The sequence below is a fragment of the Leucobacter sp. UT-8R-CII-1-4 genome, assembly GCF_030010235.1.
Lineage (GTDB): Bacteria > Actinomycetota > Actinomycetes > Actinomycetales > Microbacteriaceae > Leucobacter.
The window spans coordinates 1,054,097-1,077,315 of the sequence record NZ_JASCRS010000001.1; the positions used below are offsets into that span (position 1 = coordinate 1,054,097).

At 58.9% G+C, this 23,219-nt stretch carries 21 protein-coding genes; 4 read left to right on the plus strand and 17 right to left on the minus strand.

The features are described from left to right. Window positions 1-188: 188 nt before the first annotated feature. The 5 genes from QBL02_RS04590 to mgtE all read right to left on the minus strand — a co-directional run bounded on the left by QBL02_RS04590 (window position 189) and on the right by mgtE (window position 7,025). Window positions 189-791, minus strand: a complete 603-nt coding sequence (locus tag QBL02_RS04590) for an alternate-type signal peptide domain-containing protein (protein ID WP_282725173.1) — start codon at window positions 789-791, stop codon at window positions 189-191. Window positions 792-1,059: 268 nt separating this feature from the next. Continuing rightward, on the minus strand, window positions 1,060-2,655 hold the full coding sequence (locus QBL02_RS04595; RefSeq protein ID WP_282725174.1) for an isocitrate lyase: 1,596 nt from the start codon (window positions 2,653-2,655) through the stop codon (window positions 1,060-1,062). Window positions 2,656-3,251: 596 nt separating this feature from the next. After that, entirely contained in the window at window positions 3,252-3,875 is a 624-nt protein-coding gene (locus QBL02_RS04600) for a GNAT family protein (protein ID WP_282725175.1), read from the minus strand. 24 nt (window positions 3,876-3,899) lie between these two features. Continuing rightward, on the minus strand, window positions 3,900-5,429 hold the full coding sequence (gene rmuC / locus QBL02_RS04605) for a DNA recombination protein RmuC (RefSeq protein ID WP_282725176.1): 1,530 nt from the start codon (window positions 5,427-5,429) through the stop codon (window positions 3,900-3,902). 237 nt (window positions 5,430-5,666) lie between these two features. Next, window positions 5,667-7,025 carry a magnesium transporter gene (gene mgtE, locus QBL02_RS04610; protein ID WP_282725177.1) on the minus strand — a complete coding sequence of 453 codons (1,359 nt, stop codon included), beginning with the start codon at window positions 7,023-7,025 and terminating at the stop codon, window positions 5,667-5,669. Window positions 7,026-7,257: 232 nt separating this feature from the next. On the opposite strand from mgtE, the gene QBL02_RS04615 reads away from it, so the two are divergent. Further along, complete coding sequence (locus tag QBL02_RS04615; protein ID WP_282725178.1) at window positions 7,258-7,776, plus strand: gamma carbonic anhydrase family protein; 519 nt, start codon at window positions 7,258-7,260, stop codon at window positions 7,774-7,776. A gap of 168 nt (window positions 7,777-7,944) precedes the next feature. Here the strand turns inward: QBL02_RS04615 and QBL02_RS04620 are convergent, their stop codons facing one another. Then, on the minus strand, window positions 7,945-8,580 hold the full coding sequence (locus QBL02_RS04620; RefSeq protein WP_282725179.1) for a LysE/ArgO family amino acid transporter: 636 nt from the start codon (window positions 8,578-8,580) through the stop codon (window positions 7,945-7,947). A 91-nt stretch (window positions 8,581-8,671) separates the two neighbouring features. On the opposite strand from QBL02_RS04620, the gene QBL02_RS04625 reads away from it, so the two are divergent. Together QBL02_RS04625 and QBL02_RS04630 are read left to right on the plus strand one after the other, a co-directional pair. Next, window positions 8,672-9,565 carry a LysR family transcriptional regulator ArgP gene (locus QBL02_RS04625; protein ID WP_282725180.1) on the plus strand — a complete coding sequence of 298 codons (894 nt, stop codon included), beginning with the start codon at window positions 8,672-8,674 and terminating at the stop codon, window positions 9,563-9,565. A gap of 35 nt (window positions 9,566-9,600) precedes the next feature. Further along, entirely contained in the window at window positions 9,601-10,518 is a 918-nt protein-coding gene (locus QBL02_RS04630; RefSeq protein WP_282725181.1) for an AEC family transporter, read from the plus strand. Window positions 10,519-10,671: 153 nt separating this feature from the next. On the opposite strand, the gene QBL02_RS04635 is transcribed toward QBL02_RS04630, so the two are convergent. Further along, window positions 10,672-12,054, minus strand: a complete 1,383-nt coding sequence (locus QBL02_RS04635) for a Na+/H+ antiporter NhaC family protein (protein ID WP_282725182.1) — start codon at window positions 12,052-12,054, stop codon at window positions 10,672-10,674. Between the two features lie 109 nt (window positions 12,055-12,163). Next, the gene (locus QBL02_RS04640) at window positions 12,164-13,792 is read right to left on the minus strand and encodes an amidohydrolase (RefSeq protein ID WP_282725183.1); all 1,629 of its coding nucleotides are present in this window, start codon (window positions 13,790-13,792) and stop codon (window positions 12,164-12,166) included. 249 nt (window positions 13,793-14,041) lie between these two features. Between QBL02_RS04640 and QBL02_RS04645 the strand changes: the two genes are divergently transcribed. After that, entirely contained in the window at window positions 14,042-14,788 is a 747-nt protein-coding gene (locus QBL02_RS04645) for a TetR/AcrR family transcriptional regulator (RefSeq protein WP_282725184.1), read from the plus strand. Here the strand turns inward: QBL02_RS04645 and QBL02_RS04650 are convergent. The 9 genes from QBL02_RS04650 to QBL02_RS04690 all read right to left on the minus strand — a co-directional run bounded on the left by QBL02_RS04650 (window position 14,775) and on the right by QBL02_RS04690 (window position 23,214). Beyond that, on the minus strand, window positions 14,775-16,205 hold the full coding sequence (locus QBL02_RS04650) for a YibE/F family protein (RefSeq protein ID WP_282725185.1): 1,431 nt from the start codon (window positions 16,203-16,205) through the stop codon (window positions 14,775-14,777). The two genes, QBL02_RS04645 and QBL02_RS04650, sit on opposite strands and share 14 nt — an antisense overlap. Window positions 16,206-16,210: 5 nt before the next feature. Next, window positions 16,211-16,627, minus strand: a complete 417-nt coding sequence (locus QBL02_RS04655) for a hypothetical protein (RefSeq protein WP_282725186.1) — start codon at window positions 16,625-16,627, stop codon at window positions 16,211-16,213. A gap of 82 nt (window positions 16,628-16,709) precedes the next feature. Next, a complete protein-coding gene (locus QBL02_RS04660; RefSeq protein ID WP_282725187.1) occupies window positions 16,710-17,495 on the minus strand; it encodes a uroporphyrinogen-III synthase in 786 nt (261 codons plus the stop codon). Between the two features lie 189 nt (window positions 17,496-17,684). Next, window positions 17,685-17,957, minus strand: a complete 273-nt coding sequence (locus QBL02_RS04665) for a DUF3618 domain-containing protein (RefSeq protein WP_282725188.1) — start codon at window positions 17,955-17,957, stop codon at window positions 17,685-17,687. Continuing rightward, the gene (locus QBL02_RS04670; protein WP_282725189.1) at window positions 17,957-18,394 is read right to left on the minus strand and encodes a phage holin family protein; all 438 of its coding nucleotides are present in this window, start codon (window positions 18,392-18,394) and stop codon (window positions 17,957-17,959) included. Before QBL02_RS04670 ends, QBL02_RS04665 begins: the two co-directional genes overlap by 1 nt. After that, window positions 18,391-18,882, minus strand: coding sequence for a YtxH domain-containing protein (locus tag QBL02_RS04675; RefSeq protein ID WP_282725190.1), 492 nt, complete (start codon window positions 18,880-18,882; stop codon window positions 18,391-18,393). Before QBL02_RS04675 ends, QBL02_RS04670 begins: the two co-directional genes overlap by 4 nt. Before the next feature lie 101 nt (window positions 18,883-18,983). Next, window positions 18,984-20,330 (minus strand): hypothetical protein, encoded by a 1,347-nt coding sequence (locus QBL02_RS04680; RefSeq protein WP_282725191.1) that lies wholly within the window; start codon window positions 20,328-20,330, stop codon window positions 18,984-18,986. Next, window positions 20,327-21,727 carry a CPBP family intramembrane glutamic endopeptidase gene (locus QBL02_RS04685; protein WP_282725192.1) on the minus strand — a complete coding sequence of 467 codons (1,401 nt, stop codon included), beginning with the start codon at window positions 21,725-21,727 and terminating at the stop codon, window positions 20,327-20,329. Before QBL02_RS04685 ends, QBL02_RS04680 begins: the two co-directional genes overlap by 4 nt. A 101-nt stretch (window positions 21,728-21,828) precedes the next feature. Next, window positions 21,829-23,214 carry a glycine--tRNA ligase gene (locus QBL02_RS04690; RefSeq protein ID WP_282725193.1) on the minus strand — a complete coding sequence of 462 codons (1,386 nt, stop codon included), beginning with the start codon at window positions 23,212-23,214 and terminating at the stop codon, window positions 21,829-21,831. Window positions 23,215-23,219 lie beyond the last annotated feature (5 nt).

Genomic DNA, 23,219 nt, shown 5'->3' on the forward strand with positions numbered 1-23,219 from the left:
CACTCGGGACTGCTCGGCTTTGCCGAGCTTTTGGGCAGGCCACCAAAACCAGCACTTCACCGGGCAATACGGCAAGAGCCAAACCTGCGTTCATGGCGCGCTTCACCTACACCGTCGGGCGCCCATGCAGAAAGTTTCGGTGGGCCCGTCGACAAAACGGGGCCCACCGAAACCTCACTAGCCCAAACCTATGGAGTCACTGGTGCTGGGGTAGGCGCCTGAACCTGATCCAGCTGAACAGTAAGCGCGCTCAAATCAATGACGTTTGCTGCGTCCTGGCCAAGCAGCCCAGTGATCTGATCGCTGAACTTCACGGTGATCTTCACTGGAACACGCTGTACGTTCACATCTGGGAAGATCGTCTGGTTTGCGTTGTTCACGCTCACCGTGATGAAGCCATCCCAATCAGGGTCGTTGATCGTGTACGAGCTCTGATCAATGCTGAACTCACCCAGCATGTCGTCACCGGTCACGAGAACATTCGCGAAGGTGTTGTAGATCAGTTCGTCACCGGGCGATACCAACCAAGTGTTGATATCGATAGGACGCTCTTCATCGAACGGCCAGCCCAGGACTTCCATATCAGTATCGTTTGCCGCAAAGTACCAGTCGCCCGCCTCGACATCGTTAATACGCAGCTGACCAGTAGTGATGGAATCGTTGATTCCACCAGTAGCTGTGTCTTGCCAAAGCGAGAAACCACCGAAACCGCCAAGCAGAACGGCAGTGGCAACAGTTGCGGCTACAGCGCCGCGTGCGGCGGCACCGCCGCGCTTCTTGTCAACAGACATGAGTGATGGTCTCCCTTTCGTTAAGTCAATGGACCACCACCAGCTTCAAACTGGTTTGGTATACAAACAACCACCAAAGAGGGCGCAAAGCTACTCAAATTTCGGCAAGGCCCTCATGCGCAAGAACCGAAGGGCACACCATCCCGTGTCATCAACGCCAAAAAAGGGAGAACCCCGCCCATCGCGGAGTAGGCGATGGGCGGGGTGGTCTGGGGCTAGATAGCCCCGCTCGCTTCGACAACGTCGATGGCGGGGCGATCCAACGAGATTAAGCGAACTGATTCATGGTGTTGTCTTTGCCGCCAGCCTTGAGAGCTGCATCACCGGCAAAGTACTCCTTGTGGTTGTCACCAAGGTCGCTACCCGCCATGTTCTGGTGCTTCACAGTTGCGATGCCCTGGCGGATCTCTTCACGCTGCACGTCGCGAACGTAGGTGAGCATGCCCTCGTCACCGAAGTAGCCCTTTGCCAGGTTGTCAGTCGACAGTGCGGCAGTGTGGTACGTCGGCAGGGTGATCAGGTGGTGGAAGATACCCGCGCGAGCCGATCCATCCTTCTGGAAGGTGCGGATCATCTCGTCAGCCTTTGTTGCGAGCTCGGTGCCGTCGTAATCGACGCTCATCAGCTTGTCACGATCGTAAGCCGAAACATCCTTGCCCTCAGCCGCAAACAGATCGTAAGCCTGCTGGCGGAAGTTCAGAGTCCAGTTGAACGAAGGGCTGTTGTTGTAAACGAGCTTCGCGTTCGGAACAACCTCGCGGATACGATCAACCATGCCGGCAATCTGCTCAACGTGCGGCTTCTCAGTCTCGATCCAGAGCAGATCTGCACCGTTTTCAAGCGAGGTGATGCAGTCAAGAACACAACGATCTTCGCCGGTGCCAGCACGGAACTGGTACAGGTTGCTGGCGAGACGCTTCGGGCGCAGCAGCTTGCCGTCACGCTTGATAATGACATCGCCGTTGCCGAGCTCTGCCTCAGAAATCTCTTCAACGTCGAGGAACGAGTTGTACTGGTCGCCGAGATCGCCAGGAGTGTTCGTAACAGCGAGCTTCTGAGTAAGACCAGCGCCAAGCGAGTCGGTACGCGCCACGATCACACCGTTGTCGATGCCGAGCTCGAGGAACGCGTAACGCACTGCGTTGATCTTCGCGATGAAATCTTCGTGCGGAACGGTAACCTTGCCATCCTGGTGGCCGCACTGCTTCTCGTCAGAAACCTGGTTCTCGATCTGGATCGCGCAAGCGCCAGCCTCGATCATCTTCTTCGCGAGCAGGTAAGTAGCCTCTGGGTTACCGAAACCAGCATCGATGTCGGCAATGATTGGTACAACGTGGGTCTCGAAGTTATCGATCTGAGTCTGAATGAACTCAGCCGCAGTCTCATCACCTGCCGCGCGAGCATCGTCGAGCTGCGAGAAGAGCAGGTCGAGTTCGCGGGCATCTGCCTGACGGAGGAAGGTGTACAGCTCTTCGATCAACGCCGGAACCGAGGTCTTCTCGTGCATCGACTGATCTGGCAGTGGACCGAACTCTGAACGAAGCGCAGCAACCATCCAGCCCGAGAGGTAGAGGTAGCGCTTGTTGGTGCTCTTCAGGTGCTTCTTGATCGAGATCAGCTTCTGCTGGCCGATGAAGCCGTGCCACACGCCGAGCGACTGAGTGTAAACCGACGAATCTGCGTCGTACTCGCCCATATCGCGGCGCATGATGTCAGCGGTGTACTGCGCAATCTCGATGCCGGTCTTGAAGCGGTTCTGAGCACGCATACGTGCCACGTACTCTGGGTTGATCGCATCCCAGCTCGTGCCGTGCTGCTCCTTGAGCGCCTGCACTGCCTGAATGTCTTCCTGGAACGCCGTCATTGTGAGTCCTTTGAGTGGGGGCCGATCGCCCACGAAGCTGTGGGGCGAGTTGAACTAGTTCCACTCTGCGGCACATTCAAGCACCCTGAACCTCTGTTTTAGGGGTGAAAAAAACGAATATTTCTACGTTTTGGAATTTCGGCGGGGTTCTTGAGATTTTTTGGGGTGGGCGGGGTGGTGATGCCGGTGGCGTACGGGCGCGGTGTGCGGGTGCGGTGTACGGGGTGGACGGGGTGGACGGCGTAGTGCCGGTGGCGTACGGGCGCGGTGTGCGGGTGCGGTGTGCGGGGTGGACGGCGTAGTGCCGGTGGTGTGCGGGCGATGCGTGCAGCGCGCTCGAGTCGAGCATGATCACCGAGTGGATACGTTGCACGCAAATGGCCGCCCAAACCGCGCCGCCCCACGTATCCACTCAGCGACAACGTATCCACTCAGCGATTTCACCAGGCGCGGGACCGGGGCCGGGGCGCGGGCGCGGGCAGCAGGGCGCGGGGGCGAGGCACGGGCAGCAGGGCTCGGGACCGGCACGGGCAGCGGGGAGCGGCAGGCGTCCGACGGCAGGCTTGGCTCCGGGAGGGTACTCGGCGAGGCGAGGGCTAGCCGAGGGGTGGAATCTCGTATTTTTCGCCGAGGTGCCGGAACATTCTGTGCTCAAGGCCGAGGCGCACGCCTGGCCACTCGGGAGCAATGATCGAGAACACGACAGTGTCCCGGGTGTAGCCAGCATCTGGGCGCAGGTGCGCGCGCAGCACACCGTCTTGTTTCGCCCCGAGGCGCGCGATTGCAGCGCGTGAATGATGGTTGTGGAAGTCGGTGCGCAGCTCAACCGCCGAACAATCCCACACGTCGAAGGCGTGCCTCAAGAGCAGTAGCTTCGACTCCGGGTTTGTGCCGCTGCCCTGAGCGCTGAGCGCGTTCCAAGTCGAACCGATCTCGACACGCGGCGTTACAGCGTCAATGTTCATGAACGTTGTCATGCCGATGATTTCACCGGTGTCATTGCGACGGGTTGTGAATGGCAGCATCGTGCCCTTGCGCTGCAGATCGAGACGACGCTCAATCTCAGTCTCCATCTTGTCGGGCGTTGGCGTTTTGGTATACCAAAGGCGCCAAATCTCGCCGTCGTTCACTGCCCTAACGAGACCTTCCCGATGCTCGTGCGAGAGCGGTTCAAGGGTGACAAGTTTGCCGCTGAGCGTGCCTGGATGTTCGAGAGCCATGTTTTAGTCTCTCAGCCCCAGCCGCTACTCGCTTTCTGGCTCACCGGTTTTCTCAAGCTCGGTATCACCAAACATTTCAAGCTCAGGAATCAGGTCTTCAAAAAGATCTTCTTCAGCACCGGCTGCGCCGAGTTCAAGAGTCTCAACGTCGCGAAGCTTACGCTCTACTGCTCGGGTGCGGCGGCCCGCCTCACTCACAGTGTTCTGCGCGGTCTGCAATTGCTTACCGAGCTTCTCCCAGACCTGACCGTACTTTTGGAACTCGGTCTTGGCTGCGCTGAGTACCTTCCACACTTCACTACTGCGCTGCTCAATAGCGAGAGTGCGGAAGCCCATCTGCAAGCTATTCAACAACGCGGTAAGCGTGGTGGGGCCAACCACCGCAATGCGATGCTCGTTCTGCAAACGCGCGACAAAACCTGGACGACGCATCACCTCGGCGAAGAGACCCTCGGTTGGCAGGTACATGATGGCGAAGTCGGTAGTGTGCGGTGGCTCGACATATTTCGAGGCAATGATTTTGGCCTGCGTCAACACAGCTCGTTCAATCTCGCGACCAGCCGTTTCGATAGCAGCAACGTCGCCCGTCTCTTGCGCAGTGAGCAGACGATCGTAGTCTTCCTGCGGAAACTTCGAGTCGATAGGCAGCCAAACCGGCTGGTCACCATCACGACCAGGCAAGCGCACCGCAAACTCAACCCGCTCGTTAGAGCCGGGCACCGTCGCCACGTTCTCGGCGTATTGCTCAGGAGTGAGCACATCTTCAAGCTGGCGAGCAAGCTGAACCTCGCCCCAACCGCCTCGGCTCTTCACATTAGTGAGCACTCGCTTCAAACCGCCGACGTCTGAAGCAAGCGTCTGCATTTCGCCGAGCCCCTTCTGCACCTGCTCAAGACGCTCACTCACCAACGCAAATGACTCACCCAGTCGCTTCTCAAGAGTGCCCTGCAGCTTTTCATCTACCGTCTCGCGCATCTTCTCAAGCTTCGCTTCATTGCCCTGACGAAGCTTTTCAAGCTCAGTAGTCAGAGTGCGCTGCAGCTCAATCTGCTTGGTCGAGTTCGTTTCGGTAAGCGTCTGAATACGGCGAGCATTCTCTTCAAGCGACGACTTGAGGGTGCCCTGGAGCTTTTCGTCGACCGCGAACCGCATCTGCTCAAGCTTGGTCTCGTTCTCAGTGCGCAGCACATCAAAGCGCTGCTCAACCGAAGTACGCAGATCGGTGAGTGACTTACCAAGCACCTCGTTCAACTCGCGGTTTGACGTCGCTCGAGCCTCACGCTCTCGGCCAAGTTCTACTGCCTGAGCCTCACTAGACGCACGCAGCGTCTGGCTCAATTCGCCGCGCTGGGCCTGCAGATCTTGCCGCAAAACACCGACCTGACTCTGCAACTCTTGGCGCAGTTCGGCTGAACCCACAGCGCCAGGCGCACCAGCCAAGTTCGCGTTCGCCGAGGAAGCAGCAGAGTGACGCCACTGCATCAGTGCAAAAATGAGCAGGCCAACACTCAGCACCAGGTTTAGCACCACAAGCACGATCAGCAGCGTTTGCATCTTGTTCCTCAACTCCCCCGAAAACACGGGTTTCGACTACGACTTCGACCCTACAAGTGACCTCGGACATTTACTGAGACACACCCCGAGAGGGTCACTGCCTCAAAAGCATCGAACTCGACAAGAACGAGCGATCCCACGCGAGAACGTCTACAGATTTCGTCGAAATCTGTACCTTCAAAGTGGCGACTTTGCCCGCCGGCCCAACGAACAGCAAAAGCTAGGCAAGGCAGAAAACTACAACCCGAGGATCGTGCGAGCGATCATGAAGTAGATGATCAGACCAGTCGCGTCGACAAAAGTCGAAATGAACGGGTTCGAGAACACGGCCGGATCTACCTTCACCGCGCGTGCCAGCAATGGCATGCAGCCACCGACCGCGGCAGCAACTGTACAAACCGCAAGCAGCGTGAGGCCAATGACCAGACCAATATCCATCGAGTACACGATGGTCGCGATAGCGAAGCCAAGGGTACCGAGCAGCAAACCGAGCATGGCACCCGTGCGCAGCTCACGAGTGAGTACCCGGAAAATATCTTTCGGGCGCACATCACCCAGCGCCAGCGCACGAGTGATCGTAGTCGCTGCCTGGTTGCCAGTGTTACCACCGGTGCCAATGAGCAGAGGCACAAAAAGCGCGAGCACAGTAACCTGCTCAAGCGTCGCCTCGAACACCGAAAGCACCTGCACAGTAAGCGTCGCACCAATGGCAAGCACCAACAGCCAAACCACACGCGAGCGAACAAGGGTTCGCACCGGAGTCGAGAAGTAAGGCCGACGCAGCGGCTCCGTGCCACCCTGACGAGCAGCATCTTCGCTCTCTTCGAACTCGAGAATACGCACGGCATCGTCGATCGTGAGCATGCCAACAAGTCGGCCCTCGCTATCAACAATCGGCATGGCAAGCAGCGCGAGCTCGGCGCAGCGGCGCGCAACCGACTCATCGCTATCGCTCGCCGGCGCTGTATGCGCCTTCTGCATGATGTCTGCGATCTCAACCGAGTCCTCAGCGCGAATCAGATCACGTAGGCTGACCACGCCAACCACACGCCGCGCGTTGTCGAGCACTGGGATCGTGTAAACCGTTTCAGCATCGTCCAGACGCTCGCGCACCCGCTGCATCGCAACACCGACAGTGGCGTGCTCGCGCACCGAGACATACTCGGGAGTCATACGACGGCCAACGCTGCCCTGCTTGTAACCGAGCAGAGTCGCGGTGAGCGCCCGCTCATCTTCTGGCAGATCACGTAGCAAGCGGGTCGCAAGCGCAGCCGGAACCTCTTCAAGCAGCCAGGCGCGATCGTCTGGGTCGAGCTCTTCGAAGAGCCGCGCTACCTCGGCATCGTGCATGCCCTCAAGTAGGTCGCTCTGCAGGCTCGGATCAAGCAGATCGAAAACCGCAACCGCCGAATCTTTCGGCAGAAGGCGGAAAATGACAGCGCGCTGGCGACTCGTCATGCGCTCGAGGATGTCGAAGAGTTCTGCCGCGGGCAACGGAGCTACCGTTGCGGCGAGCGCGGTGAGGTCTTCGCGCATGAGCTGCTGCTGCAGCGTAGTGGTCAGCTCATCAATGGTCTGGATTGGCTGGGTGGTCATAGCGACGCTCCTGAAGAATGGGGAGCGCGCACATACCTAGCGCCGGGGTGGCGAGAAGGTGGGTGCAACGCTCAAATGGTGACTGCAACTGTCACTTGGCATGTGCTCTCACCTCGCTTAGGCCGGGGGTTTGTGATGATTTGTTGCCGATCGGCGAATGCGCCGACAACTGTTGTCCAAAGAACCACTCTAACAGTGTCGTCGAATCATGTCTGTGGCTACAGTATGAAACATGGCTGTACTCATCCCTTTCAACGGCAAGACACCGCAGGTTCACCCCACCGCCTGGCTCGCGCCAAACGCGACGCTCATCGGCGATGTGCACATTGGCGCTGGGGCAAGCGTCTGGTTTGGAGTGGTGATGCGCGCCGATAGTGACCGCATCGAGCTCGGCGCGGGCAGCAATCTGCAAGACAACGTGGTCGTGCACACAGACACGGGGATTCCAACGATCATCGGTGAGAACGTTGGCGTCGGGCACCTCGCACTGTTGCACGGCACCACCGTCGGAGCCGGTTCACTGATCGGCATGGGGGCGAAGCTGCTCAATCGCTCGGTCGTCGGCGAGGGTGGCTTCGTTGCCGCTGGCGCGCTTGTGCTTGAGGGGCAGCTCATCGAGGCCGGGCACCTGGCCGCCGGGGTTCCAGCGAAGGATCGGGGCCCAATGAATGACGAGCTCGCGGCGCGGGTGAAACGCAACGCATTTGAGTACCAAGAGCTCTCGGATAAGTACCGCGAAGCCGGGGTCTAGCGTTCGCTTGCGTTGAAAGCCCCGCGTTGGCGACTGGGCGATCCAACGCTGCGCATTTGTCACCATCGAGATCGCCTGGTTTTACCAAGATCGCCCGGTGTTTACGGCAAAAATGGGGCGGTCTCGGTAAGTATGGGGCGATCTCGATGGGATGCTCGGGCCTTGGAACTAGAGGGCCGTGTCGAAGGCGAGTCGCGCGGCGATCACGAGCATCACCACGACAATGATCCAGTCGAGAATCTGCCATGAGCGCGGCGTCGCAAAAAATCGGGTGAGCAGTCTCGCTCCGTACCCGAGCACAAAGAACCAGATAATGCTGGCGAGCGCACCGCCGAGCGCAAACCACCACCTGGCTGGGTCGCCCTGCGCATTGCCCACCGAACCCATCAAGACCATCGTGTCGAGGTACACGTGCGGGTTGAGGTAGGTGATTGCGAGGCAGGCAAGCACCGTCTTCTTCAGCGAACCAGCAGCAGGCTGACCGGCCCCTCCAGCTCCGCTCGCATCAACTGTCATCGCCTCAGGTTTCATCGCCCGTCGTGCCGCACCCCAGGCGTACCAGATCAAAAACGCGACGCCCACCCAGCGGATCACTTCGAGCACCACCGGCGCCCGCTCAACAATGAAACCGATACCGGCGACTCCCAAAGTCTCAAGCAAGGCATCTGTGAGTCCACAGATCAGCACTACCGGCAGCACGTGTTGGCGCAAGATTCCCTGGCGCAGCACGAAGGCGTTTTGCGCGCCGATTGCAACGATCAGCGAGAGTCCGGTACCAAAACCGACGAGCATTGGAGTGAGCATAATGACGACCGTAGCGGCAGTTCTGGCTCAAATACGAACTAACTTTGCCTAAACATTCTGATGCAAGTTAAGCAGTGCTTACTATTGGGTCATGGATCTGCCCGTCGAACATCTCACCACCTTCGCCGCAATCATCGACGAAGGCAGCTTTGAAGGCGCCGCACGCCGCCTGCACATCACACCCTCGGCAGTGAGCCAGCGAGTAAAAAGCATGGAGCAGCGCATCGGCTCGGTACTCCTGCGACGCAGCCGACCCATCGAACTCACCCCAGCCGGCGAGGCGATCCTGCGCGCGGCACGACAACTGAACCGAATCATGGGAGACACCGCCCGCGAGCTCGGACTCGACACCGACGGCACAACCGTGCTTCCCATCGTGGTGAACGCCGACTCACTCGCCACCTGGTTCGTGCCCGCCATCGCACGAGCCGCACGAGAAACCGGCGCCTTCTTCGAAATCGTGCGCGCCGACGAGACAGTAAGCACCGAAAGCCTACGCAGCGGTGCAGTAGTCGCGGCGCTCACCGCCACCAAAGAAGCCATACCCGGGTGCACCAGCACCCCGCTCGGCACTGACCGCTACCACGCGGTCGCCTCACCAACATTTGTCGAGGCCCACTTCGCAGCGGGACTGAACGCCGAAAGTCTCGGCGCCGCCCCAATTATTGAATTCGACCGCCACGACATCTTTCAGCAACGATTTATTCGCAGCATCACACGCGTAAAAATCGCGCCGCCACGACACATGGTTCCCTCATCGCACGAGTTCGCACACGCAATCGAACTCGGCATGGGCTGGGGCATGGTGCCCGCCCTGCAATGCCAAGAAGCCCTACAAGACGGCAGACTGGTTGAACTTCAACCAAACTCGGCCATCGAATTGCCGCTCTACTGGCAACGCTGGAACCTACCCTCACCCCTCATCGACCAGCTCTCCCAGATCGTGCAAGAGGAAGCAGCAGCGGCACTACGCCACCAAAGCTAGCAATACACTCGTAGTAGCGAAGGGAGAGCGCGGGGATGTTCGGTGTGCTGCAAGGATTCACGCTGATTCTCGCTATCATCTTCGCCGGATACCTCACCGCAGTCTTTGGTGTCGTGAAGGGCGATCAGCGTCGCGTACTCAACAACGTCGCCTTCTACGTCGCAACACCAGCGCTACTTTTTAATGTGCTGCACAAAAGCGACCCGGCGGTGCTGCTCTCCCCCGTGATCCTCATCACCACGGCAGCAGCCATACTCACGGGCGCACTCTATGTGCTCGCCTCACGCCTATTCTTCAAAAGCGACCTGGCCTCGACCTCACTTGGCGCCACCACATCGGGTTATGTCAACGCGAACAATCTTGGCCTACCAGTCGCCGTCTACATTCTCGGTGACGCCGCCTATGTAGCGCCGGTCATGCTGATTCAGTTGATCTTCTTCGCACCCGCACTGCTCACCATGCTCGAATCGACCAGAGGCGGTCGCCGCGGTGGAGCGGTTGCACTAATGCGTGCGGCTAGAAACCCCGTGATCATCGCATCTGTGCTCGGTTTTGCCTTCGCACTCGGCAACGTTCAGGTGCCAGAAATTGTGCTCGAACCAATCAGCATGCTCGGCGCAGCGGCAATTCCGATGGTGCTGCTGAGCTTCGGCATCTCACTTCGAGGTCAGCGCGCACTGCAACCGGGCAAAGAACGCCCGGCAGTAATGGTCGCCTCCGGCCTGAAAGTGCTCGTTATGCCGCTTCTAGCCTGGCTCATCTGCGTAGCGTTCCGCATCGGCCCACACGAGACGTTCGTCGCCACCATGGTCGCGGCCCTGCCCACCGCGCAGAACGTGTTCAACTACGCCGCCACCTATCGACGTGCCGAAATTCAGGTACGCGACACCGTGTTTTTGACGACCTTCGCATCGCTTCCGGTGATCGCTGCCATCGCATTTTTGCTCGGTTAGTTTCGCTCCTTCACGCTGGATCGCAAAGCTTCGTGCTGCACGCAGACACAATTGGGCCGGCGGCGCCGGGCGATCCAACGCAACAAAAAGCGGCCCGCGCCAAGAAACAGGCGCGAACCGCTTTTAATGAGGCATTTCGCCTGCTGCTACCAGCTAGTTGAACATCGCGAAACCAGCAATCAAGTACGCGATAAAGCTGAGCACAGCGGCTGCACCCGCGTACGGCAGAATCGACGTCATCAACGAGAGCGGTCGAACACCAACCGACTTCGACGCGAGAATAATTCCGTCGCCGTAGAGGCAGGTAGTCGAACCAAGAGCTGCACCCGAGAACACTGCGGTGCCGGCGAGCACTGGATCTACACCCATAGCAATAGCCAGCGGCAGCACAACCGGAGTGATCACAGCGGCCAGATCCCAGAATGCACCGGTGGCGTAAGCATAAACACCACAGACCAAGAAGACGATCGCAGGCAGCAGCGCACCGCTCATGACCGGTTCAGTCACACCGATCACCCAGTCAGCCAGCTTCAGATCGATGTTGATCTGCTGCACCATGAAGGCAAGCACAAACAGCACAAACACGTAGCCCATGCTCATAATGCCCTCGAATGCGCCCTCAGCAACCTGCTTGAACGTCATGCGCTTCTGCACCAGGAACAGAATAATCGCGACCACAACCGCTGCAGCAGAGCCCTTCACGATATCGACCTCGGTGAGAATCGTGACGGTGATCAGAGTGATGATCGGAATCAGGAAGTTAAATGGCAGCGGCTTACGACCATCGTCTGGCACCTTCGATGCGGCGAGTTCAAACTCGCGCTCTTCTTCAGTGAGGTCATCGGGCAGCGTATCGCCAGTCTCATTTGCGCGCTGCTGTGCCTTCTTGAGTGGCCCAACAAGGGGCAACACACCGAGGGCGAGCAACAGGCCGATAATCAGGGCGAACCAGCCGAAGAAGACATATGGCAGGCCACTGAGGTAGGCACCGAAGCCCGAGCCGTTTACAGTGACACCGTCTTGCTCAAGCAACGCCGAGAAGAAAATCGCCCAAGTCGAGAATGGAATGATCACTGCGATCGGAGCAGCGGTCATCTTCACAATCGTGCCGACCATGGTGCGTGGCACCTTATAGCGATCGGTGACGGCCTTCATCGAGGTGCCCACCGTCAGCGAGTTCAGGTAGTCGTCGATGAAGAGCGCGATCGTCAACAGCCAAGTCATCACAAGCGACTTGCGGCGCGTGTTCACAAAGCGTTCGGTCCAGCGCGCAAAATCACTCACTGCACCCGAAATGTTGAAGTAGGCGATCAGAATGCCAAAGAGCACCACGACCATGACCAGCCAGTGCACGGTCTCATTCGACAGCGAAGTGCCAACCGTGGTGACCATCGTGTCGAAGAAGCCCCAGCCGCCAACCAGGATCGAACCGACCACGGTGCCGGCAAGCAGGCCGAGGAGGGCTCGTTTGGTCGTCACTGAGACGACCAGCACTGTAATGACTGGCAACAGTGCCAGCCAGGTGTTTTCAATCAAAAACGTTGCCTTTCAAGGTGAGTGTTTTTCGTTTGTCGCGCTGGATCGCCGCGCCAGCAGGGTGTCGCGCCCCTGGGCGGGCGATCCAACGCAAGTTGTGTTGAGCGGCTCAGTTATCGAGACGTTCGCCGTCGAGGTAAGTCGCGACAACCGGCAGCTCGGCGAGATCATCGCCGGATACCCGCGCCGGGTCATCTGCCCAGATCGCGAGATCAGCGCGTGCGCCCGGACGGATTACGCCCAGATCGTCATCACCCTGCGCGATCGCGCCTGCGCGGGTGTACCCGTGCAAAGCTTCTGCTGCGGTGAGCCGTTCGTGCGGCTCGTACACAAATCCATCGCTCTCGCCCGGTGTGCGACGCAGCACAGCCCAGGCCATGCCCTGGCGCGCATCTAGATCGGCGATCGGCCAGTCCGAGCCGAGCGCGAGCGGTGCACCCGCGTCGAGGACCGAGCGTGCGCTCCAGGCCTGCGCTGCCCGCTTTGGCCCGAGACGCTCTGACCAGGCATCGCTGCCGTCAGCGATTCGCCACTGCATGTGCTGCATCTGCATTGAGGCGGTGATGCCGGTCGCACCGAGTCGGGCAATGTCTCGCGGGTCGAGGCATTCGAGATGTTCAATGCGGTGGATCGGTCGGCCCTTGGCGCGCAGGCCTACGGCCTCGTAGGCGCTGATGGTCTCGCCGATGGCTCGGTCACCGATGGCGTGCGTCGCGATCTGGAAGCCCGCTTCGGTGAATTCGCGCACCGTCGCGTGCAGTGCGTCTTGGTCGACCCAAAATGGGTTCAGACCATCGCCGTGGGTGTCTGCCTCGTAGAGCCAGCCTGTGCCTGTGTCGATCACACCATCGGCATAGAGCTTGATGCTGCCGCCGCGCCAGCGGTTTCCACCGCGGTGCAACTGACCAAGGATACGCTCGCGTTCTGCTGCATCAGCAGAAGGCTTTACGTCGACTGCGCTCACAATTCGAACTGGCAGGCCACCCTGGCTCGAGTCAAGCGCTTCGAGCAGGTCGAGGGTGCCGATGTTGCCGTCCATAATGGTGCCACCGGTAAGACCGGAGCGACGCATCCGGGTGAAAATGTCACGCGCAATGTCGAGGGTTTCTTCTTGGCTTGGCAGCGGAATGTGCTTCAGGACAACTGCCCAGGCGCTTTCTTCGCGCAGTTCGCCGGTTGGTTTGCCGTGCTGGTCAACCACGATTTCTGAAGTGTCTTCAAATTCGCGAGGGCCGGTGATGTTTGCTCGTCGCAGCGCTTCGGTGTTTACGAGAGCCGTGTGCACGTCCATGAAATAGATCATTGCTGGCACGCCACCGAGGGCTTCGTCGATCGTGCTTGCCGCGATGGGTTGACCCTCGAGCGTTGCGTAGTCGAGGTTCCAGGCGCGCACCCAGCCGTCGGTGGTTTCGCGCTTCACTCGTGCCGCTTCTGCGCGCAGTCGATCGAGCATGTCGCGCAGGCCGGTCGCTTCGCTGAGGTCGATACCCTGCACAATCTCAACGCCCTGAATTGGGTGCAGGTGCGCGTCGATCAGTCCGGGGGTGATGGTTTGCCCGGTGGCGTCGTCGATACGGGTCGATGCGCTTTTGAAGGCCTCGTCGATCTCTGACTTTTCGCCGACGCCAAGGATGCGACCATCTGCGATGGCGATGGAGGCTGGGCGAATGCCAAGTTCGTCTTCTGGCAGCAGGGAGCGCACCAGCGCGCCCTCGATGATTACGTCTGCTTTCGCCATGGCAGCCTCCTACAGCTCTGTTGGTATGCGAGCGCATGCACAGAGTTGCAGCCTTTGCCGATATTGATCTTGCCGCCGTTGCCGGAGGGGGTGTTCAATGGTGACTTTTGGTGCAGCCCTATCTGCGTGATCACTCAGGCAGTAATTTACGTGCATTAAATAAAATTCGCAAGTGCACTCCGATTTCGCTGTAACATTGGCGGAGCCATTCACCACGTAAAAACGCGTGGCACAGTCGAAAGGGGCTGCATGAGCAACGACGCTACTAGCGACTCCGCCCCGGCACGCAGAAAAGCCGGTCGGCCAAGCACCACCGTGCTCACCCGCGAGCGGATCCTTGACGAAGCCTTCGAACTCGCCGACCGACGAGGCGGCGACTTCAGCGTTGCCGCCATCGCACGCGGCCTCGGCGTGCAACCGCCAGCAATCTATAACTACTTTGCGAGCAAGGCCGACATCATCTCGGGCATGCGTGGAGCAATCGGTCATCGAGTCGACCCAACAGTTTTCGAACGAATGCCCTGGCACGAAGCGGTATTGCCGTGGGCTCGGGACTACCTAGAAGCAGTCGGCCACCACCCAGGCATTATCGCCACACTCGCCACCATTCCCGTAGACAGCGAACCACAATCGATGCGCGAGTACGAAATGATCGCAAATTCATTTCGTCGCGACAACTACCCAGAGCACCGCATCGTGCCGGCCCTCGTCGCGATCGAATCATTCATTATCGGCTCAGCCCTCGACGCACTCACGCCAGAAGACAACCTCAGCCCGGCAGCCGTTCCAGATCTCGCCCCCGCGCTCTTCAACGCCGAGGCGACAGCGCGATCCAACGCTCATGATGCCGGACTCACCATGGCTCGGTCAGTGTTCGAATTCGGTCTGGCCGCACTCGTTGCGGGCTTGCGCGCAGTCGGCGAAGCCGAAGGTGCAGCCGCAGATGCAACCCAAAGTGCAGCCGCAGCCGAAAGCGAAGCCGCTAAAAAGGCTTGATCTCTGGCGCCGTCGCTCTGCCATCCGAATCACGCCGAAAACTAGCGTTCTCGACAGCAGGCGGCACAAACAGCGCTGCAACCGCAGTGGTAATCGGCACAGCAAGAATCAGGCCGATACTTCCCGCCGCCGTTCGAACGATTTCGAGAGCGATGTCTTCTTGGCTGAGCAGCAGAAGAGCCGGCCGGTTATAGAGATACAGCAGAATGAGCGTGCCCAGTGCGGCCCCCACATACGCGAAAAACACGGTGTACACGGTCGACGCAATGTGATCGCGACCAATACGCATAGCCGACGCATAAATTTCGCGACGCGACATCTGGGGCGCTGCCGCACGCAGCTCCCACACCGACGAAGCCTGAGTAATGGTGACATCGTTCAGCACACCAAGCCCAGCAATCAGGATCGAACAGGTCACCAAGCCCCTGAAGTCAATCTCTGAAACCATGGTTGAAAGCAGGCCGGAGGTCTCATCACCGAGACCACTCAACCTCGTCGTCTGCACCGCGATCCACGACACCGCAGAAATAATGAAAATTCCAGCGAGTGTGCCAAATAGCGCCGATGCCGTTCGCATATTTACGCCATGCACAAAAAAGAGCGTGACGAACATAATGGCACTCGCTGCCACCATGCCTATAAGCAAACCGGGCCCACCCGCGACAATGCCAGGAAGCACAAACGCGAGCACCACGCCCGCAGCAACCACAAGCGCACAAAGCGCAAAAAGCCCGCGCAAGCGACCGACGGCAACCACTACCGCAGCGAACAGAAGCCCGAGAACCAAAAGCGGCAAAGTGCGTTTGATGTTGCTGACCTCGTAGGCACGCTCAAGTTGGTAGCTCGAAACAGTTTCGCCAGGTTCCGCCCCAAAGTTTGGCGTTGACGAGAGCTGCACGGTGTCGTTCTCGCGAAGACCCGACGCCGCCATGCTGCCTCGCACGTCAATGTCTACCATTTGCCCGCTGTCTGGGCCGCTGAGCAGCCCCACGCTCAGCGATTGGCAAGCCGGCTGCACAATGCCCTTGCCAGGTAGCTCGGGCGGTGGCGCAGTGAACTCGTTGGCCGCACACTCGTTGACCGAGAGCACTCGGCCCTCAACGAAGCTCACGTCACCCACCTGGTAGGTTGCCCGTTCGGCGATCTCTGAAACCTTGTTGTAGTCAGGCCAGAGGGCAGCAAGCCCAATCGCGGTCGCTGCTGCCACAACCACCAGCACTGCGTAGGCGATCAGACGAATCGCGCGCGAGGTGCGAACATCAACATCGCGCAAACTGTGTGAGTGGGTGTGTGCCTGCGAAGGCGGATGAGTGTCGGCGACTTCGCGCTCAGTGTTTGCCGCGTCTGACGCCTGCCCTGTATCTGCTTGCGCCGTGTCTGTCTGCGCACGCGAGTCGTCGCGCCGAAACCATGGCACGACGGCTAGTTCTCGGTTTCGAACACCGCGCAGTCATCACCTTCAAGGCGAAGCGCACTAATCAGTTCTGCGGCGTGATCGGTTGAGACGATCACGCGCGCGAAATCGTCGTACTCGCCGATCCAACCCGCGTCAGACTCTGCGGGCACATCAAAGTCGATCACGATGGCGGGCCGGCCGGAGCGCGCAAGCACAAAATCGTGGCCGCCAAAGCCTCGCCAAGTACCGATCGCGAGCTTAGTCGGAAGGTGAGCGCCCGGTGAACGGACACCACGCAACCAGACCCAAGGGTCGTCGGTGATGAGAGCTGAGGTAATTCGATCGCGACTGAGCACAATATCTCGTCGCCGTACAGCCAGCGCGCGCTCGGCAGCGCTGAGCTTAATCACCACCCGGTCCGAAAACACCTCAATACGCGCCATGACTCTAGTCTGCCCTGTGCCACTGACATTCGGGGAATACTCTCGGGGAACACACCGAATTGTTATTCAGCAGAAAGGCGAATCAGTCGAGCATGTCGCTCTGGTCAATCGAAGACTCAACGGTTTCGATCAACGCCCGCTTTTGTTCAAGCTGTGCACCGCTAGGGCTGTGCTTGAGACCGGCAGCGACTGCCTCTTCGTGTGTATGCAGGCCAACACAGGCGACGATGGTGTCTGGCGGCAGCACCGGAAACTGAGTTGCAACCTCACGGCCGATTCGAGCAGAGGCAACCAAAAGTGCGTTAATGCGGCCAGATTCGACATCTTCACGAATATGTGCCGAAACGGGAACGCCAATCGTGCGGAACGCGACAACCTGGGTTACATCGTGTCCACGATCGATCAGGCCCGAGGTGAGCACTGGCTTCGCTACGTCTGAACGAAGCGTGAGCACCTTGAGGACTTTGCCCTCGTCGATCTCGGGCCAGACCTGCAGCAAACCCTCGGTCGTGTTGTTTTCGCGCTCGGGCGTGCGGCTCACCTGGTAGCCGGCTTCAATAAAAGCCTGTGCGGTGGCCTCGCCGACCACGGCGACGCGAGTCTTTTCTGGAATCTTCGCCTCGTGATGAGCGAGCACATCTACAACCGTGGCGCTGGTGGCCGTGATCCAGTCGTAGTAGCCCTCTTCAAGGCGGCGTAGTGCCTCGACGAGCCGATCCTCTTCGCTGGTGTGGGCAAAGTCGACCAAGGGAGCTGTCACAGTGTTCGCGCCCTGCTCGCGCAGGGCTTGAGCTACGAGCTCACCCCAGGTGCCTCCACGGGGCACGAGCACACGCAGTCCGCTGAGTGGCTTCTGTTCGGCCGACATACACCCCACTTGCTTCTTTGGACACACAAAATCAGTCTTGGTCAGAGTCACCTGCGACACATCGACTGAATAGGAAAAGAGGATCTTCCAATGACCCTATTCTTACCCCGGAGGGTTAGACAAAGCAAAACAGAGTCGCTTTGAATGGGAAACGCAACAAAATCGTGACCCGGAATTCGGCAGTTTTAACTAGCGAAAGGACCGAATAATCTTCGAGCTAACTGCCCAGACAACAACTCCGCAGACCGCAGCAGTGCCGACGGCGAATGCCGCAAACCGGAGCGGGTTCTCGCGCTTCTCAGCTGCGATGCGGTGCTTGGCGCGCGAAACCCCGTCATCAATTCGCTGCGCGTAGTCGAGACGTTCGCGCAGCTGTCCGAGGGTGTCATAGAGCTCTTCGCGTGCCTGGCTTGCCTCAACAAAACCAAGTTCGCGATCATTCAGAGGAGCGTTCTGGCTCATTACAGCGTTCCCTTCTCGCCCTGGGGGGTTGCGTGTGCTGAGGAATTGAAACGAACCTCGCTCATCGCTTGCAGATCACCCTCAACACGATCAATCGTGTCTTCAGGAACCGGCACACCACGCTTGATCAGGTACACACCGCCGAAGATCGCGCCCGCTGCGAGCAGCAACAGCCCCACAGCGACAACAAGAGCCGCCAGCCAAACAGGCCAAACGACTGCAATGCCCGCGACGGCAGCAGCAACAAAGCATCCAATCGCGAAAAAGATGAAAAAGAGTGCGATGACAATGGCCAGCAAACCAATGCCGCCACGCTTAAGCTTCTCGGTAATCTCGCGCTTTGCGTTTTCGTACTCAGCTTTTGCCAGTCTGACAAATTGATACGGCAGTCGAGCTAGCAGCTCGAAAGTGCCCGCTTCATCGCTCTTTCGGCTCATGATTCAGCCTTCTTAGCTTTGTTTTGGCTGCCGCTCTTACTCGCCGCGGCCTTTTTTGCTGAGCTACGCTTCGCAGCCGAATTCACGGCAGCTTTTGCATCGGCCTTGCTGGACTTCTCGACCCCGTCTGCGTTGTCGCTGACCGCAACTTTCGCCTGAGTTTCGGGCGATTCAGATTTTACTGAATCAGCAGCAGGTTCTTTTTCTGACGCTGGAACAGCCTGCGTTCGCGGCGGCTGAGGCTTTGGCGCTGTCTGTCTTGCGAAAGCAGCAAAGGCCTCGGATGAAGCTCGGCGCACAAACGCCTTTACGTCGTCGGCTCGCTCATCAAGTGCATCACGAACGACTCCGACGCCCTTTTGCACGGGCTCGGTCTCCCAGACCTTCTGCGCGCCAGCCTTGATCTGCTCGTAACGCTCGCGACCAGCACGAGTTCCGAGCACATAGCCAACCGCCGCTCCGAGAACGAAAGCGATCTTGCCCTTCATGAATTCCTCCAGACCCCTGCGGGTTTCTTGGCAGTTATGACACCAGCCTACAGTCGATCAGGCGTGACTCATATTCCATTTTTGAAATATGTCGAAAATTGTTATTCTTCGAGGCCCAGCAAACGCCTGCGCAAGTGCACCGCAGCCTCATGCGCAGCCTGCATGGCACTCGCCTGATCGTCGCCGTGTATTGCTCGGCCGACTGGAAGCAAAGTTGGTTGCGTCTCAATCAAATCAGCCAGCACAGCACGCGCCTCATCATGAGAATCGGTGCTGCGGTATGGCGCGGCCGACAGGCCAGCTGACACCAGCACAGCTCCCCCAAGCAAGCCATCTGGGTCAACGACGTTGGCAACCGGCGGTTTTCCGTGTCGGAGCAGTTCCTTCAGTTCGTCAGCAAGGACAGTCACGTCATTCACACTCGAACTCAAAAGCGACGCGGCGCTGCCATTCACAGAGTTACGTGGAGCTTCGCCGCCCGGATTCGCAACCGACCGCAGAGACCAGCTACCCAAACTCGCGATGCCAACCATGCCCTCTTCAGGCAGCGACTCCGCCTTCATGTCGATTTCCGCATATAGTCGAGCTTCGCTTGGAGCCACCGCGCCCACGAGGGGTTCAAGCGGCGCTGGCGCAAGCGGATTCTCGGCAAAGTCAGCGACCAAAGCGCGAGCTTCAATAGTCTCACCAAGACTCGTCGTGATCACCCAGTCCGTGTCACGCGCCTCGGCCGTGGCAAGTTCACCCTCAAGCATCTGCACACCGTAGTTGCGCAATCGCAACAGGGCTGCATCAAAGAACTCTTGAGCGCTTCCGGCAGGTGCTACCTGAGTTTCACGTGCAACATTCCGTTCTGCGTATGCGAGAACGGCAGAGGTAAGTGCGCCATGGCGACTCAGTGCCTCATTTAGACCCGGAGCCACAACCATCACCTCAACATCGTCTGCGCCGACGCCAAAACGCTCGCGAAGCTGAGGTTCGGCTAGGCGATCCAACGCCTTTGCGCCGACGCGGGTTCTCACCAGAGTGCCGTAGAAGCGAGTCTTGCCTACCGTAAGCAATGGGCGAATTCGATCGAGGTAGGCGCGAATCGCGCCGCCCGTACCGAGAATGCCGATGCTCTCAGAAGAAAGAGGCACCGCCGGAACGCCAAACACCGCGGGAGATGAGGTTGGTTGCCACTTCCCATCAGAACGCACCGCAATTGTCTGGGGTGCAATGCTGCGTGGCATCGCAGCATTGTTGCGCTGGCCCGCTGCCTGATCAATAGGCTCGGCGATCCGACGCATAAACGCAGCAATCGCGCCTTCAGCATCACGATCAGCCCACGGCTGAGCCGGAGCCTGTTCGTTGGCGCAGAGCACAGCCACACTCACCCCGACCTCGGCCAGATCGAGGGCAGTTTGCAATGCCGGCAGACTGGTGCCGGTAACTACGGCGTCGATCATGCCTGCGGCCCACCTTCCTGATGCTGGTTCTGCGGAGCGAACTGATCCTGCTGCACCGGCTGCGAAGCAACCTGCTGTACCGGCACAAGCACCTCGACGTAATCGATACGGGTACGGCGCCCGTCATTCTTGCGGAAATCACGATCGACCCACCAGGCGTAAAGCACCTGGCCGCAAATCGCGGCAATCACACCGAACGGACTGCCACCCTCTGCCGTCTGCCCAGTTTCGCCACCGAAAGCAAAAACCATGAACATAAAGCCGAAAAGATTGTTCACGACGTGAATCGTGATGGCTGCCTCAAGGCCACCCGTGCGCCAGGTAAGCCAAGCCGCAGTCAGCGCCATTGCGGTGACGGAGAGCATGCCCCAAATTTCGTAGATGTGCGCCATTGCAAAAAGGACGCTCGGCACCGCAATCACGACGAATGGGCTGCCGGTGAACTTACGCAGCAAATAGGCGACCACGCCCACAACAACCATCACAGTGAGCGCCTTGCTACCCTGCTCAAGCAGACCCTCGGTACCACCCATCGCGAACATCATCAATGCCCCGAGCGGAATACCAACAGCAAGCAACACCACAAACCAGGTCTTGTTACGCCATGATCCGATTGCCTGCATAAATGCACCGCGGAAGATGAGTTCCTCCGACGTCGCCTGCAGCGGTACGAGCAGAAGAATAAGGATCACCGACCAGATCGCCGCATTCATGTCGAAGTCTGCTGGCAAAGCCTGCTCTACCGACTCGCTCGCACCACCGTCAAAGGCCAGCGAAAGAGCAATGCCGACACTATTGATCACAAAAAGGGCGACGAAGGCAGGCAAGATCGTGCGTCCGATCCAGCGCCACCGAATACGCAACGCAACCGACCAAAGACGACCAGCCGGTTTAAACCCGACACTCAGCATGGCCAACAATGCCGCGGGAATCATGAGCGCAAGCGAGCCAAGGCCCATCAGCATTGAGAGCGGGTTCTGGGTATCTGGCAACGCAAGATCAAGCAGCATGTCTTGGCTGAGAGGTTCGCTCGTGTTCAATGCGGCGACCATGAAAATGATCAGCGAAAAAGCCACCGAAAGCGTGATGTAGTAAGCCACACCAATGGCAAGGCCAGCAACAGGCTTCCACCATCGGAATCTCGGAGTGCCTCGCAAAAGCTGGTGATACTCAAGCGGTTCAGTCTCAACCCACTGCGGGATAACACGCGGAAGCGCCCAGGCAGGCTGCGGAGCGAGCGGCTGCTGCGGGGCCAGCTGCTGCGGCACTACCGGCGGTTGCGGCGTCACCGGCTGCTGCGGCGCTACCGGAGGTACCGCAGACTCGGGATTCGGCTGCTCGCCTGCCGGTGGATTCTGCGGCGCAGATCCCTGAGGTTGATCTGGACTGAAGCTCATGTGTCTATTCTCCCAAAACGGCCTAGAGCAGCCTGAAAATTTGCGGGCTTTACAACAGAAACGGCGGCACCGAAGCACCGCCGTTTCTGTGAACCACCTAGTTATGCGCCGCGTAGACGCGAAGAAAGGTAGCTGTGCAGCTCCGCGCGAGGCACACGCTGCTGCTCCATCGAGTCACGGTCACGAACTGTGACTGCGTCGTCGTCGAGCGAATCGAAGTCGACGGTGACACAGAACGGGGTGCCGATTTCGTCCTGGCGGCGGTAACGACGACCAATCGCGCCGGCATCGTCGAAATCAATGTTCCAGTCTTCACGAAGCTCTGCAGCAATCTCGCGAGCCAGCGGCGAAAGGCGCTCGTTGCGGCTCAGCGGTAGCACCGCTGCCTTGATTGGTGCGAGGCGCGGGTCAAGACCGAGCACGGTACGAGTGTCGGTGCCGCCCTTTGCGTTTGGCACTTCTTCCTCGCGGTAAGCGTCAACGAGGAACGCCATCAGCGAGCGAGTAAGACCCGCAGCTGGCTCAATCACGTAAGGCACAAAACGCTCGTCGTTTGCCTGATCGTAGAACGAGAGATCCTTGCCAGAGTGCTTCGTATGCGTGCTGAGGTCGAAGTCAGTACGGTTCGCGATGCCCTCAAGCTCACCCCACTCGCCACTCACGAAGCCGAAGCGGTACTCGATATCAGCGGTGCGCTTCGAGTAGTGCGAAAGCTTTTCTTGCGGGTGGTCGTAGAAGCGGAGGTTCTCTGGATCAATACCGAGACCGACGTACCAAGACATACGCTCGTTCATCCAGTATTCCTGCCACTCTTCGTCAGTGCCTGGCACAACGAAGAATTCCATCTCCATCTGCTCGAACTCACGGGTGCGGAAGATGAAGTTGCCCGGGGTGATCTCGTTGCGGAAGCTCTTACCGATCTGAGCGATACCAAAGGGAGGCTTCATGCGCGCCGACTGAAGCACGTTCGCAAAATTCACGAAGATACCCTGCGCGGTCTCAGGGCGCAGGTAGTGCAGACCTGCTTCGTCGTCTACTGGGCCAAGGTACGTCTTCAACAGACCCGAGAACGCACGAGGCTCAGTGAACTGGCCACGAGTGCCACAGTTCTTGCAAACGATTTCAGAAAGACCATCTGCAGGAGCGCGGCCCTTCTTCTCTTCAAATTCTTCGATCAGGTGATCTTCGCGGTAGCGCTTGTGGCACTGCAGGCACTCAACGAGCGGATCGCTGAAGACCTCAACGTGGCCCGAAGCTTCCCAAACCTGCTTAGGCAGAATCACGCTCGAGTCGATACCAACAACGTCCTCACGACGCTGCACCATGGCTTTCCACCACTGGCGCTTGATGTTCTCTTTGAGCGCGGTACCGAGCGGGCCGTAGTCCCACGCAGAGCGCGAACCACCGTAAATCTCACCCGCTTGGAAGACGAAGCCGCGGTGACGTGCAAGCGCGATTACTTTATCGAGACGGGTTTGTTCAGCCATGTGAA

Bases quoted from the DNA above. Each gene is read 5' to 3' on its own strand.
- QBL02_RS04680 (WP_282725191.1), bottom strand. From the start codon at position 20,330: ATGATCGACGCCGTAGTTACCGGCACCAGTCTGCCGGCATTGCAAACT.
- QBL02_RS04630 (WP_282725181.1), top strand. From the start codon at position 9,601: ATGTTCGGTGTGCTGCAAGGATTCACGCTGATTCTCGCTATCATCTTC.
- QBL02_RS04685 (WP_282725192.1), bottom strand. From the start codon at position 21,727: ATGAGCTTCAGTCCAGATCAACCTCAGGGATCTGCGCCGCAGAATCCA.
- QBL02_RS04655 (WP_282725186.1), bottom strand. From the start codon at position 16,627: ATGGCGCGTATTGAGGTGTTTTCGGACCGGGTGGTGATTAAGCTCAGC.
- mgtE (WP_282725177.1), bottom strand. From the start codon at position 7,025: ATGACCACCCAGCCAATCCAGACCATTGATGAGCTGACCACTACGCTG.
- QBL02_RS04675 (WP_282725190.1), bottom strand. From the start codon at position 18,882: ATGAAGGGCAAGATCGCTTTCGTTCTCGGAGCGGCGGTTGGCTATGTG.
- QBL02_RS04640 (WP_282725183.1), bottom strand. From the start codon at position 13,792: ATGGCGAAAGCAGACGTAATCATCGAGGGCGCGCTGGTGCGCTCCCTG.
- QBL02_RS04625 (WP_282725180.1), top strand. From the start codon at position 8,672: ATGGATCTGCCCGTCGAACATCTCACCACCTTCGCCGCAATCATCGAC.
- QBL02_RS04615 (WP_282725178.1), top strand. From the start codon at position 7,258: ATGGCTGTACTCATCCCTTTCAACGGCAAGACACCGCAGGTTCACCCC.
- QBL02_RS04595 (WP_282725174.1), bottom strand. From the start codon at position 2,655: ATGACGGCGTTCCAGGAAGACATTCAGGCAGTGCAGGCGCTCAAGGAG.
- rmuC (WP_282725176.1), bottom strand. From the start codon at position 5,429: ATGCAAACGCTGCTGATCGTGCTTGTGGTGCTAAACCTGGTGCTGAGT.
- QBL02_RS04645 (WP_282725184.1), top strand. From the start codon at position 14,042: ATGAGCAACGACGCTACTAGCGACTCCGCCCCGGCACGCAGAAAAGCC.
- QBL02_RS04590 (WP_282725173.1), bottom strand. From the start codon at position 791: ATGTCTGTTGACAAGAAGCGCGGCGGTGCCGCCGCACGCGGCGCTGTA.
- QBL02_RS04690 (WP_282725193.1), bottom strand. From the start codon at position 23,214: ATGGCTGAACAAACCCGTCTCGATAAAGTAATCGCGCTTGCACGTCAC.
- QBL02_RS04620 (WP_282725179.1), bottom strand. From the start codon at position 8,580: ATGCTCACTCCAATGCTCGTCGGTTTTGGTACCGGACTCTCGCTGATC.
- QBL02_RS04600 (WP_282725175.1), bottom strand. From the start codon at position 3,875: ATGGCTCTCGAACATCCAGGCACGCTCAGCGGCAAACTTGTCACCCTT.
- QBL02_RS04670 (WP_282725189.1), bottom strand. From the start codon at position 18,394: ATGAGCCGAAAGAGCGATGAAGCGGGCACTTTCGAGCTGCTAGCTCGA.
- QBL02_RS04660 (WP_282725187.1), bottom strand. From the start codon at position 17,495: ATGTCGGCCGAACAGAAGCCACTCAGCGGACTGCGTGTGCTCGTGCCC.
- QBL02_RS04665 (WP_282725188.1), bottom strand. From the start codon at position 17,957: ATGAGCCAGAACGCTCCTCTGAATGATCGCGAACTTGGTTTTGTTGAG.